A 12,097-nucleotide genomic window follows, 5' to 3' on the forward strand; every position below is an offset into this window, starting at 1 on the left:
GAGGAGGGGCCATGCAGAGAAGAAGGCTTGGACGAGCCCTCGGAACCTTCGCGGCAGCATCCGTGATCCTCGCGATACCCATGGTCAGCGCGCAGGCGTACGACCCGACGGGCGGGATCCTCTACCAGCTCGGCAGCCAGCCGTGCCTGAAGGGGCGAAGCAACTGCGCGATCTACCCGAAGTCGGCGGAGCTGCCGAGCGGCCGTCTGGTGGCGTCGTTCGAGAAGTCCACGGTCGTGACGGCGACGGGAAGCGCCGACCAGCAGACCCTCCCGGTCTACAAGAGCGACGACCACGGAACGACCTGGCAGTCACTGTCGGAGGTCAAGGCTCCGGCGTATCTGTCCAGCGACCCCCAGTACGCGAAGTACACGAGCAACTGGACCAACCCGTACCTGTACGTGCTTCCGCAGGACGTCGGCAACCTGAAGCAGGGCACGCTTCTCCTCGCCAGCGTCGTGTCGGGCGACGACTACTACTACAAGGAGCACAAGGCGGCCGACCCGAACTGGACGCCGAGCAACGACGGCGACCGCAAGGACCTGGCGATCGCCCTGTACTCCAGCACCGACGACGGCGCGACGTGGAAGGTCGTCAACGTCGTCGCGACCGGCGGCTGGCAGGGCGGCAGCGCGGGCGCGGTCGGCCAGAACATCGCGGCCGCCAACACGAACCACCAGGTGGACCCCATCTGGGAGCCGTACCTGATGGTCTACAAGGGCCAGCTCGTCTGCTACTACTCCGACGAGAACGACTACACCGGCTTCAACGCGACCACCGGCGTCCCCACCCTGGACCCCGCCAACGACACCGCCACGGACTCGCAGGGCCAGATCCTCGCCCACAAGACCTGGGACGGCGCCAGCGCCGCGTGGAGCGCCCCCGTCGTCGACGTCGCCGGACTGACCCAGAACATGGGCGGCGGCAAGACGGAGATCGGCGGCGGCCGGCCGGGCATGGCGAACGTCGTCCGCACGACGGACGGCAAGTGGCTGCTGACCTTCGAGTACTGGGGCGGAGGAGCCAACACCAGGTACGTGCTCGCCGACGACCCGCTGAAGTTCTACACCGGCTCCGCCACGGGCACGGGCGTCAACTCACTGCCGCTCGACACCGGCTCCCACGCCCTCACGACGGGCGGCAGCCCGGTCCTCATCAGGCTTCCCGGCGGGCGCCTGGTCTACAACGCGGCCGGCAGCGGCAACGTCTGGGTCAACGACGGCGGACGCAGCGACGGCACGTGGAAGGAGTGCCAGACGACCTCGCCGGCCGGATACAGCCGCAACCTGCAGTACGTGGCGGCCACCGGCCGCATCGCGATCCTCAACAACCAGGGCACCTCCACGATCGCCTACGCCGAAGCCGACCTCGGCCATTCCGACGGCGCCTACTACCAGCTGGTGAACCGCAAGACCGACCAGGTCATCGGCACTGGGAACAAGACCAACGACGCCAACATCGGCAACGCGGACGTTCCCGACGTCCGACTCGAGGCCCCGGGCTCGGCGGCGAACCCGGACACCCAGTACTGGCACGTCACGACCGAGCCGGGCGGCGGCGTGAGCCTGCTGAACAAGTCGGGCGGCCGCGCGGCGGCCATCTGGACGGGCAACGCGACGGCCGGCCAGAAGATCGGCCAGTGGGTCGACAACAGCGACACCGGCAGCTGGAACCTCGTCAAGACCAGCGACGGGTTCTACAAACTGCAGTCGGTCAAGAACACGAGCCTGTACCTGACCGGTGCGTCCGCCGGAGCGCAGCTGACCCTGCAGACCGCGCTCACGGACGGCTCGCAGGACTGGGAGCTCGTCCAGTAGGCCCACGGATCTGGGCCTGGTCTCCTTCGACCAGGCCCAGAACATGCGCTGCGGACTCTTGACGCGTCGCATCTGACTGCGTAGACATGATTGCGCAGTCACCCTCGTATCGACGAATCCTCCCCAACTCCGATTCGCAATCTCGAACGCTGGTCGATATCTCGGACCTTCTCCGTGGTACGCCTCCAGCACGATTTCTCAGCAGAAGGACGGCAGGTTGTGAACACAGAGCACGATGACCGCGCGAGCACCGAACCCTGCGTAGTCGGAGTCGACTTCGGCACGCTGTCAGGGCGGGCCGTGGTGGTCCGTGTACGCGACGGGGCGGAGTTGGGGACGGCGGAGCATGCGTACGCGCATGCGGTCCTGGACCGGGAGCTGCCCGACGGCACGGGGCTGCCGCCGGACTGGGCCCTGCAGGTGCCCGCGGATTACATCGACGTACTGCGCACGGCGGTGCCGGAGGCGCTGGCCCGTGCCGGTGTGCGGCCGGAGCAGGTGATCGGTATCGGCACGGACTTCACCGCGTGCACGGTCCTGCCGGTCCTCGCGGACGGCACGCCCCTGTGCGAGCTGCCCGGGCTGGCCGGCCGCCCGCACGCCTATGTCAAGCTGTGGCGCCACCACGCCGCACAGGCGCAGGCCGACCGCATCAACGCGCTGGCCGCCGGGCGCAAGGAGCCGTGGCTGGAGCGGTATGGCGGAAAGATCTCCTCGGAGTGGGAGTTCGCCAAGGCTCTGCAACTGCTGGAGGAGGATCCCGAACTCTACGGGTTGACCGACCGCTGGATCGAGGCGGCGGACTGGATCGTCTGGCGCCTGTGCGGCACCTACCTACGCAATGCCTGCACCGCCGGCTACAAGGGCCAGTTCCAGGACGGCGCCTACCCCTCCCGCGATTACCTGGCCGCGCTCAACCCCGGCTTTGCCGACTTCGTGACCGGCAAGCTGGACCAGCCGATCGGCGAGCTGGGGGCTCGGGCGGGTGGCCTGACGGCGGAGGCCGCGGCGTGGACGGGTCTGCCGGAGGGCATCGCGGTGTGCGTGGGCAATGTCGACGCCCATGTGACGGCGCCCGCGGCCGCCGCGGTGGAGCCGGGGCAGATGGTCGCCATCATGGGGACCTCGACCTGCCATGTGATGAGTTCTGACCAGTGGGCCGAAGTGCCGGGCATGTGCGGTGTCGTGGACGGCGGCATCCTGCCGGGCCTGTGGGGATACGAGGCCGGGCAGAGTGGCGTCGGTGACATCTTCGGCTGGTTCGTCCGTACCGGGTTCCCCGCCTCGTACGCCCAGGACGCCGCCGCAGCGGGCCGCGACGCGCACGAGCACCTCACCGCGCTGGCGGCCGAGCAGGAGGTGGGGGAGCACGGTCTGATCGCCCTGGACTGGCACAGCGGCAACCGGTCGGTCCTGGTCGACCACGACCTCAGCGGTGTGCTGGTGGGGCTGACGCTGTCCACCCGCCCCGAGGAGGTCTACCGCGCGCTGCTGGAGGCGACCGCGTTCGGCACCCGCACCATCATCGAGGCCTTCGAGACCGCCGGCGTACCGGTCCGGGAACTGATCATCGCGGGCGGCCTGACCAAGAACGCCCTGCTCATGCAGATCTACGCCGACATCACCCGCCGTCCGCTCAGCGTCATCGACTCCGCGCAGGGCCCCGCTCTCGGGGCGGCCATGCACGCCGCCGTCGCGGCCGGGGCGTACGCCGACATCCGGGCCGCTGCCGGCGCCATGGGCAAGGTCCACCGCGGCGTCCACCTGCCCGACCCCGAGCGCGCCGTGGCGTACGACCGCCTGTACGCGGAGTACCGGCTGCTGCACGACTACTTCGGCAGGGGCGCCAACGAGGTCATGCACCGCCTGCGCCGAATCCGCTCCCAGGCGTCCGCCACACCATCCGCCTGACGCGCCCCGTCTGCCCCGAAAGGACAGCACCATGACAACCCCCACCCCCGCCCCCGCCCCTGCCCCCGCCCATCCGGACCGGGAGATCTGGTTTCTCACCGGCAGCCAGGGCCTCTACGGTGACGACACGCTGCGCCAAGTCGCCGACCAGTCCCGGCAGATCGCCGAGATCCTCGGCTCCACGCCGGAGATCCCGATGCGGATCGTGTGGAAGCCGGTTCTCACCGAGGCCGAGTCGATCCGCAGGCTGTGCCAGGAGGCCAACGCCTCCGACGCCTGCGTCGGGGTGATCGTGTGGATGCACACCTTCTCACCCGCCAAGATGTGGATCGCCGGGCTCAGCGTCCTGGACCGCCCGGTCCTGCACCTGCACACCCAGTACAACCTGTCGCTGCCCTGGTCGAGCATCGACATGGACTTCATGAACCTCAACCAGGCCGCCCACGGCGACCGCGAGTTCGCCCACATCGAAGCGCGGCTCGGCGTCGAACGCAAGATCGTCGCCGGTCACGCCACCGACCCCAGGGTCGTCAGGCGCATCGCGGCCTGGTCCCGCGCCGCCGCCGGTCGCAGCGCGGCACGCTCCCTGCGCCTGGCGCGGTTCGGCGACAACATGCGCGACGTCGCGGTGACCGAAGGGGACAAGGTCGAGGCGCAGATGCGGTTCGGGTTCTCCGTGAACACCTACGCGGTCAACGACCTGGTCGCCATCGTGGACGCCGTCACCGACAAGGAAACGGCCGAACTCGCCGCCACCTACGCGCAGCTGTACGAACTCGCCCCCGTACTGCGCCCGGGCGGCGACCGCCACGACTCGCTGCTGTACGCCGCCCGCCTGGAACTCGGCATGCGCGCCTTCCTCACCGACGGCGGCTTCACCGCGTTCACCACCAACTTCGAGGACCTGGGCGGCCTGCGCCAGCTGCCCGGCCTGGCCGTCCAGCGGCTCATGGCCGACGGTTACGGATTCGGCGGCGAGGGCGACTGGAAGACCTCCGCGCTGCTGCGGACCATGAAGGTCATGGGCCTGGGACGGCCCGGCGGCACCACCTTCATGGAGGACTACACCTACCACCTGGGCCCGGGCACCCCGCGCATCCTCGGCGCGCACATGCTGGAGGTCTGCCCGTCCGTGGCCGCCGGCCGCCCCCGCTGCGAGATCCACCCGCTGTCGATCGGCGGCCGCGAGGACCCCGTCCGGCTGATCTTCGACGCCACCCCCGGCCCCGCCCTGGTCGTCGGCCTGGCAGACCTCGGCGACCGGTTCCGGCTGACCGCCAACGCCGTGGACGTCATCACCCCCAGCGAACCGCTGCGCAGCCTCCCGGTGGCCAGGGCCGTCTGGAAGCCACGCCCCTCCCTGGCCGAATCCGCCGAGAGCTGGCTGCTCAGCGGCGCCCCCCACCACACCGTGCTCAGCGCGGCCGTCGACATCGAGACCCTGACCGACTACGCCTCCATGACCGGCGTCGAACTGCTCACCATCGACGAGAACACCACCGCCGGACAGCTCGCCAAGGAGATCAGGTGGAACGCCGCCTACCACCGCCTGGCCCAGGCCCTGTGACCCCAAGGAGAGACCTGATGACCGGCACCGACCGCGACGCCCTGCGGCAGGAGGTACTGGAGGCGAACCTGGCCATCCCCCAGGTCGGCCTCGCCACCCTGACCTGGGGCAATGTGAGCGGGATAGACCGGGAAGCAGGGGTCTTCGTCATCAAGCCCTCCGGAGTCCCCTACGAGGACCTCACCATCGACCACCTGGTGACGGTACGCCTGTCCGACGGCGCCGTCGTCGGAGGCGACCTGCGGCCCTCGACCGACACCGAGACCCACCGCTGCCTGTATCTGGCGTTCCCGTCCATCGGCGGCGTGACCCACACCCACTCCACCCACGCGGTGGCCTTCGCCCAGGCACGCCGGGAGATACCGGTGCTGGGCACCACCCACGCCGACACCTTCAACGGCCCCATCCTCTGCACTCCCGACCTCACCCCGGAGCAGTGCGCGAAGGACTACGAGTACAACACCGGCCAGATCATGGTGGACATGCTGGACGGCGACGACCAGAAGGCAGCCGAAGTCCCCGGCGCCCTCGTCGCCAACCACGGCCCCTTCACCTGGGGGGCCACCGCCCGCAAGTCCCTCGAACACGCCATCATCTGCGAAGCCGTCGCCGACATCGCCATCCACACCCTCGCCCTGGCCCCCGCCGCCCCGCCGCCCCCGCACCTGCTCGACCGGCACTACACCCGCAAACACGGCCCCAACGCCTACTACGGCAACCCGGGGGCGTCGGCCCCCGTCTGACCGGCCGCGTCCGCCACGGACGGAACCACTCCGTCCGTGGCGGACGCGGTCAGTCGCTCGGCTCCCGATCCACCGCATAACCGGGTATGGACGGCCACCGAACCGTCAACAACACGGATTCCTCTTCCGCGAACCACGAATGGTCGACTCCGCGACCCCACACGACGTAATCCCCTTGCCGCTCCAGAAGAACGCTGCGTTCCGGGAATTCCACGCGGAACCGGCCACTGATGAGCACCAGGAGAGTCGTCCGTTCCTCACCCCTCACCCACTCCAGCCGTTCGTCGGCACGCGGGTGAACACCCCACTTGACCTCTACTTCCTCGCTGTGGCGAGGGTCATCGAGGTCCTTGAAGTGCCCGAGAATCCATCCTCGGTCCAACGCCGCGTCCTTGCCCGCATTACCCACGTACACGCTGCCGTCCATGCGCCCGGACTCTAGCAGCCGCACGGGAAAAGCGGTCCATCAATGCCACGAAAGGCCCACGCCGTAATGCCCGACCATTGAGGAATTCTTCTTCACTCAAGAAGAAACGCGCCTTTCAGTCGGGCGGGGGAGCGGTCGAGGCGCGGACGACGAGCTCGACCGGTGGGTCGCTCGCCAGCAGCGGGTCTGCCTGCGGGTTCTCGATGGCGTGCACAAGAAGCTTGAGTCCTTCCTGCGCCACGGCGTCGAACGGCTGCCGCACCGTGGTCAGGGGAGGAGCCACGTAGGCGGCGACCGGGATGTCGTCGAAACCGACGACGCTGACCTCGTCCGGCACGCGCCGGCCGGCTTCCACCAGTGCGCGGATCAGACCGATGGCCATGTCGTCGTTCGCGGCGAACACCGCGGTCACGTCCCGGTCGGAAGCCAGATCGAGGCCTGCCGCATATCCGGACGCGGCCGACCAGTCGCCCTCGACGACGGGCGGTTCACTCCTGCCATGTGCCGCCAGTGCCGCTCGCCATCCCTCAAGACGGTCCCTGGCGGCGTACCACCGCTGCGGACCGGCAAGGTGATGGACGGTGGCGTGTCCCAGATCCAGCAGATGCTCGGTAGCCGCGCGCGCCAGCAGGTCGGCGCCCACCCCTGCGGACACCGCCCGGGGTCCGTCGAAGGCGGGTGGAGCGCCGAGGACAAGGACCGGCACGTCGACGGGGATGGAGACCGCTCCCTCGTCGATCGGCTCGGAGACGACGATGCCGTCCACGCCCTGCTCGAGAAGTGCCTCCACGGCACCGGCAATACCGCCCGGGTCGCCTTCGAGCGTGTTGACCACGCGGAGCGCGTAACCGGTGTCCCGGGCGGCTCGCTCGATGCCCAGAAGCAGCGAGGCGGGCCCGTACAAGGCAGTCCCGAGCGTCACCACGCCGATGGTGCGGGTCCGCCCGGAGGCCAGCGCCCGGGCTGCGTTGTTCAGCCGGTAACCGAGTTCCCCGGCGGCATCGAGGACGCGTTGGCGTACCTCGGCGGAGACGTACGGCTCATTGTTGAAGACCCTGGACACGGTCTTCTGCGAGACCCCCGCCAGTTGGGCCACATCCACACTGCGCGGCGCGGCGGAGCTTCCGCCCCGTCCTGTCCCTCGCGCCATGGTGCCTCCCGGGCTGCCGCACGTCCGAGCCCCATGATGTCAGAGGTCGTTGTGACTGACTGCGCTGTCATACACAACACAACCGTAACCCCATGCGAGGACAGGAGATCCTGCAGCGCTCATGGAGCGCACCGCCCCACTCTGCGATGGACGGATCACCAGGTCGAGGCGACTGAGCGGAGCGCGGTCCAGGTGCCACTCTCGCGGGTGTAGTCCATGGTCAGTCGCAGCGGCCAGTTCGCGTGCGTGCCGTAGACCGTCGCGTCCGTGACGATCCGGCCGACCAGGCGGGCTGTGTCGCCCGTGACTCCGGCGGTCACGCTCTTCTCCTCGATCCCGTGGTAGACGAACTGTCCGGTCCGCATCTGCGACAGCCACTCGGCCTTGGGCTGCACGTACCCGGTGATGTGGGTCAGGGTGAAGCCGTGGTCGAGCATGTCGTCGAGCGCGTCGGTATCGCCGTCGGTCATCGCCTGCAGGAAGGCGCGGTAGGCCTTGATGACCTCCTCGCGAGCGCTCTGGTCGGGGGATGCGTCCACGGTGACTCCTGTTGTCCTGGTGGCGGCGTCAGGCGGCCGGGGTGTTCCTGCGTGCCGCACCGTTCGGGGAGTGTTCGTGCGCGGCCATGTCGAGGAGGAGTATCGCGTCGTGTTCGGGGGTGCCGGGTTCGGCGTAGTGCGTGACCAGGCGGTGCCCAGGGGTGCCTTCCAGCTGCATGGACTGGTAGCCCAGGGTGAGGGTGCCGACCTCCGGGTGGTGGTAGGTCTTGCGGCCCTGGGTGTTTCCCCGGACGTCGTAGCGTTCCCACAGGCGGACGAACTCCGGGCTCTTGAGGAGGAGTTCGCCGACGAGCCGGGTCAGGTCGGGGGCGTCCGGGTCGGTGCCGGCGAGGGCGCGCAGGCGGGCCACGCAGCCGCGCAGTGAGATCTCCCAGTCGTCGAGCACCTCGCGGGCCGCGGGGTGGAGGAAGACGTAGCGTGCGACGTTGCGCTGCTTGACCGGCCATTCCTCGATCCCGGCGAACAGCCGAAGCCCGGCCGGGTTGTGGGCGAGCAGGTCGTTGGTGCGGCTGACCACGTAGGAGGGGTTGGGCCGCAGGCTCTCCAGCAGCAGCTTGACCCCGGGCCGCACCGTGCGGCTGGGCGCCGACGGCGGTTCCGGTGTGGTGCGGGCGGCGCGCGCGGCCAGGCTGCGCAGGTGCTCGTGCTCGTCCTCCTCCAGCAGCAGAGCGCGGGCCAGGGCATCGACGACGGACGGGCTGGGACGGGTCTCCTTGCCGCGTTCCAGACGGACGTAGTAGTCCATGCTGATCCCGGCCAGGGTGGCCAGTTCCTCGCGGCGCAACCCGGGCGTACGGCGCAGGCCGGAGCCGGCCGCCAGGCCGACCTCCTCGGGGGTCACCCGGGCCCGGCGGGCGCTCAGGAAGCGACCCAGCTCCGTGCCGCCGCTGACGCCCTGCTGCTCACTGGTCATGCCTTCAGTGTTGCAGCGCCGTGACCTGCGCGGCGGGCGTGTAGGGGGCACGCCTTCCGCAGCTACCTTGCCGAACGCGGCCCGAAACCGGTGCCCCTGGCCGAGATGACCACCCTGGTCACCGGCATCGTGGGCCTGCGCCTCGCGGCGGACGCGGTGCTGGGCCTGTGGCAGCGCGCCGGCGAGCAGCAGGCCCAGCCGGAGGACCGGACCGAGGCGCGCCGCGTCCTCCTGGGCGCTGTAGGCCGGGTGTCCGGCTGGTACCGGGACCTGGCCGCCGACCTGGGCCAAGCCACCCCCGTCCGGGACCCGCTGCCGCGCAATCCGGTGGCCGAAGCGGAGTTGGTCGAGTCCCTCCGCCGCGATCTGAGTGACGAGCACGGGCAGGCCACGGACACCGCCGTTCGCATCATCTGGACCGCCGACCACCTCGACGCCGCGCGCCGCCTCCAGCCGAGCCTGGCGGCTGCCGCGGGGGCGGGCAAGCCGTCCTGACACCTGGTCGGGTTTCCGCAGGCACTGCCGGCCACGGCCGGCTCTGGCCGTGCGACGTCAGTCGGACGTGTCCCGCGCTGGTGATGCTTCGGCCGCTCGAAGGGCACGCTGGTGAGTAACGATGCCAGGCAGCTGTTCGTAGATCGTCTCGATCAGGTCGCAGATGCGCTCGGCGATCGGTCGTCCGAGATCGGTGAGGTCGTAGTCCACCCGCGGCGGGATCGTGGACTGCTGCGTCCGCGAGACGAGCCCATCCGCCTCCAGCCGCTGGAGGGTTTGCGAGAGCATCCGGTCGGAGACCCCGGACACCGCGCGGCCCACCTCGGCAAACCGCAACGGGCCGTTGACCAGAGCGGCGAGGGTCAAGGCGCCCCACCGGCCCGTGGCGTGCTCCAGCACCTCCCGCGACGTGCAGTCCGGGTCGAACACGCTCATCCCGTCAACGCGTTCGGTCCCTCGGCTCATGGGCCCATACTAGATGGTCCCGCTGCTTACGAAAAAGAAGTACTATATTTTCGTAAGCATGAGTCACTGGGACTCTTGAACGGAGACTGAGTCCGATGAAATTCCTCGTCCTGGGTGCCACCGGCGCCACCGGTGGCCTGTTTGTCGAGCAGGCCACCGCGGCCGGACACGAAGTGGTCGTCTTCGTACGCAACCCCGCCAAGCTCACCCCGCGCGATCGGCTGGCCGTGGTTGCCGGTGACGTCCGCGACGCCCGTGCGCTGGCCGAGGCCATGCACGGCACGGACGCGGTGGTCAGCACGCTCGGGCTCGGCAAGGCCAAAGACCCGGCAAACCTGATCGCCGACAGCACGCGCGCGCTCGTCGAGGCTGCCGAGGAGGGCGGCACCAAACGACTGGTGATCATGTCGGCGTTCGGAGTCGGCGAGTCCCTGCCCAAGGGCTCCGCGATCCTCCGCTTCCTCTACAAGGGCGGCAGGGCGACCTTCGCCGACAAGGCCGCCGGTGAGCAGATCCTCACCGCCTCCCCCCTGGACTGGACGCTGGTCTACCCGGTGCTGCTGACCGGCAAGCCGAGCACGGAAAACGTCCGCGCCATCGACCTGGCCGAGCTCGATCGCCTGCCCGGCCTGCCCAGGATCTCCCGGGCCGACGTCGCCGCGTTCCTCCTCGCCACCGCGGTCGAAGGCTCCTGGTCACGCCGCACCGCGGTGCTCACCACCGGCCGGTAGAGACCGGTCGTGACCTGCGCGGTAGGCGTGTAGGGGGCCCTGTCGCACCCCGGAACGCCGCTCCCCGGCACAGCGCGGTCTCCCACGTGGCGACCGATGCGGGCACAGTCGATGCTGTTCAGAGGCATTCCACAGAGAGACACGGAGCAGTAGCCATGCAGCACGTCAAGCTGGGCGGCCTGGACGTTTCCCGCATCGGTCTGGGCACGATGGGCATGAGCGCGTTCTACACCGGGCACAGCGCGGACGACGCCGAGTCGATCCGCACCATCCATCGGGCACTGGACCTGGGCGTCACCCTCATCGACACGGCCGAGGTCTACGGGCCCTTCACCAATGAGGAACTGGTCGGCCGGGCCGTCAAGGGCCGTCGTGACCAGGTCGTGGTGGCGACGAAGTTCGGCTTCGTGTCGCACACGGGCCGCGGTGCCGGTGCTCTCGACAGCAGCCCGGCGAGCATCCGCGCCGCCGTCGAAGGCTCCCTGAAGCGGCTCGGCACCGACTACATCGACCTGTACTACCAGCACCGGGTCGACCCGGACACACCCATCGAGGACACCGTCGGGGCCCTGGCCGAACTGGTGGCCGAGGGCAAGGTCCGCCACATCGGGCTGTCCGAGGCCGGGGCCGAGACGATCCGCCGCGCCCACGCCGTGCACCCGGTCGCCGCGCTGCAGTCGGAGTACTCCCTGTGGACCCGTGACCCCGAGGCGGAGGTGCTGCCGGTGCTGCGCGAGCTCGGCATCGGCTTCGTGCCCTACTCGCCCCTGGGCCACGGCTTCCTCACCGGCCACATCCGCTCCACCAACGACTTCGCCGACGACGACTGGCGCAAGACCAACCCGCGCTTCACCGGCGAGAACTTCCAGCGCAACCTGCGCCTGGCCGACGAGGTCGCCGCGGTGGCCGCCCAGGTCGGCGCCACGCCCGCGCAGGTCGCCCTCGCCTGGCTGCTGGCCCAGGGCGACGACATCGCCCCCATCCCCGGCACCAAGCGCGTCGAGCGTGTCGAGGAGAACGTCGCCGCCGACAGCGTCGAGTTGAGCGCCGGGCAACTCGCGGCGCTCAACAACCTCACCCCCGCCGCCGGCGACCACCACGACGAGGCGGGCATGCGGCTCATCGGCCGCTGACCCACGGTGGCTGAAGCTGAACGTGCCCATGAGAAAAGAGAGAAGAGCTCATGTCATTGCAAGATCTAGAGGCCAAGTCCGAGCTGAAGCGGTTGGTGGACACGTTCTCCAACTTGGGTGACGAGAAGCGAATCGCAGACCAGATGTCGCTGTTCACACCCGACACCAAGGTTCAGGTGTAGAAC

Annotated in this window: 12 protein-coding genes; 7 read left to right on the forward strand and 5 right to left on the reverse strand. The window is 69.5% G+C overall.

The genetic code is table 11. From position 1 onward, the window contains the following. The first annotated feature begins 11 nt into the window (after positions 1–11). The 4 genes from OG607_RS37285 (at position 12) to araD (ending at position 6,038) form a co-directional block, all read left to right on the forward strand. On the forward strand, positions 12–1,817 hold the full coding sequence (locus OG607_RS37285; RefSeq protein WP_405733259.1) for an RICIN domain-containing protein: 1,806 nt from the start codon (positions 12–14) through the stop codon (positions 1,815–1,817). Between the two features lie 219 nt (positions 1,818–2,036). Then, entirely contained in the window at positions 2,037–3,728 is a 1,692-nt protein-coding gene (araB, locus tag OG607_RS37290; RefSeq protein WP_405733262.1) for a ribulokinase, read from the forward strand. 31 nt (positions 3,729–3,759) lie between these two features. Then, positions 3,760–5,295 carry an L-arabinose isomerase gene (araA, locus tag OG607_RS37295; protein WP_405733265.1) on the forward strand — a complete coding sequence of 512 codons (1,536 nt, stop codon included), beginning with the start codon at positions 3,760–3,762 and terminating at the stop codon, positions 5,293–5,295. Positions 5,296–5,312: 17 nt separating this feature from the next. After that, complete coding sequence (gene araD / locus OG607_RS37300; protein WP_405733268.1) at positions 5,313–6,038, forward strand: L-ribulose-5-phosphate 4-epimerase AraD; 726 nt, start codon at positions 5,313–5,315, stop codon at positions 6,036–6,038. A gap of 49 nt (positions 6,039–6,087) precedes the next feature. On the opposite strand, the gene OG607_RS37305 is transcribed toward araD, so the two are convergent. The 4 genes from OG607_RS37305 to OG607_RS37320 form a co-directional block, all read right to left on the reverse strand. Continuing rightward, positions 6,088–6,465 carry a signal peptidase I gene (locus tag OG607_RS37305; protein WP_405733271.1) on the reverse strand — a complete coding sequence of 126 codons (378 nt, stop codon included), beginning with the start codon at positions 6,463–6,465 and terminating at the stop codon, positions 6,088–6,090. Positions 6,466–6,580: 115 nt separating this feature from the next. Beyond that, on the reverse strand, positions 6,581–7,615 hold the full coding sequence (locus tag OG607_RS37310; RefSeq protein WP_405733274.1) for a LacI family DNA-binding transcriptional regulator: 1,035 nt from the start codon (positions 7,613–7,615) through the stop codon (positions 6,581–6,583). Positions 7,616–7,770: 155 nt separating this feature from the next. After that, positions 7,771–8,154, reverse strand: a complete 384-nt coding sequence (locus tag OG607_RS37315) for a nuclear transport factor 2 family protein (RefSeq protein WP_405733277.1) — start codon at positions 8,152–8,154, stop codon at positions 7,771–7,773. Positions 8,155–8,182: 28 nt separating this feature from the next. Beyond that, on the reverse strand, positions 8,183–9,088 hold the full coding sequence (locus OG607_RS37320) for a helix-turn-helix transcriptional regulator (RefSeq protein ID WP_405733280.1): 906 nt from the start codon (positions 9,086–9,088) through the stop codon (positions 8,183–8,185). 105 nt (positions 9,089–9,193) lie between these two features. On the opposite strand from OG607_RS37320, the gene OG607_RS37325 reads away from it, so the two are divergent. Further along, positions 9,194–9,583 (forward strand): hypothetical protein, encoded by a 390-nt coding sequence (locus tag OG607_RS37325; protein WP_405733283.1) that lies wholly within the window; start codon positions 9,194–9,196, stop codon positions 9,581–9,583. Between the two features lie 57 nt (positions 9,584–9,640). Here the strand turns inward: OG607_RS37325 and OG607_RS37330 are convergent, their stop codons facing one another. Continuing rightward, positions 9,641–10,048: a winged helix-turn-helix transcriptional regulator gene (locus OG607_RS37330; RefSeq protein WP_405733286.1), complete on the reverse strand. Its 408-nt coding sequence runs from the start codon at positions 10,046–10,048 to the stop codon at positions 9,641–9,643. A 95-nt stretch (positions 10,049–10,143) separates the two neighbouring features. On the opposite strand from OG607_RS37330, the gene OG607_RS37335 reads away from it, so the two are divergent. Together OG607_RS37335 and OG607_RS37340 are read left to right on the forward strand one after the other, a co-directional pair. Then, entirely contained in the window at positions 10,144–10,779 is a 636-nt protein-coding gene (locus tag OG607_RS37335; protein ID WP_405733289.1) for an NAD(P)-dependent oxidoreductase, read from the forward strand. Positions 10,780–10,934: 155 nt separating this feature from the next. Beyond that, positions 10,935–11,912, forward strand: a complete 978-nt coding sequence (locus tag OG607_RS37340; protein WP_405733292.1) for an aldo/keto reductase — start codon at positions 10,935–10,937, stop codon at positions 11,910–11,912. The last annotated feature ends 185 nt before the right edge of the window (positions 11,913–12,097 follow it).

Origin of the sequence: Streptomyces sp. NBC_01537 (assembly GCF_045040445.1) — a bacterium.
In the GTDB taxonomy this organism is placed as follows: domain Bacteria; phylum Actinomycetota; class Actinomycetes; order Streptomycetales; family Streptomycetaceae; genus Actinacidiphila.